A 349-nucleotide genomic window follows, 5' to 3' on the forward strand; every position below is an offset into this window, starting at 1 on the left:
TCTGTCTGTTCCGTCGTCCGGCTCTTACATTGATGGCTGGGTCTTTTTTAACAATGGCTGGTCTTGCTGACTTGCCTTTGACAGACAATCAGGCATTTGCACAAAGTTTTTCGGAAATGGCCAAGCCGGAGGTGCCGGCTGAGGTAAACAATTATCCGCTGGATGAAGCATTCCTGACGAAGATGGAAGCGGCACAGGCGGAGCTTAATACAATCGATATGTCGGGCCAAAGTAATGATGAAGCCGGTACCGGCGATCACTCTCCGAAGGCACTGGCTGCCCGTATTGAAAAACAGCCTAAAGTGATGGATGTGCTGAAAAAGCACGGATTGACAGCGCAGGATTATAT

Annotated in this window: 1 pseudogene; it reads left to right on the plus strand. The window is 49.3% G+C overall.

The features are described 5' to 3' along the window. Positions 1-32: 32 nt before the first annotated feature. Positions 33-349 (plus strand): annotated as a pseudogene (locus HBA93_RS19585) (hypothetical protein); the annotation flags it as partial.

It is taken from the genome of Ochrobactrum sp. SFR4 (assembly GCF_019730395.1).
In the GTDB taxonomy this organism is placed as follows: domain Bacteria; phylum Pseudomonadota; class Alphaproteobacteria; order Rhizobiales; family Rhizobiaceae; genus Pseudochrobactrum.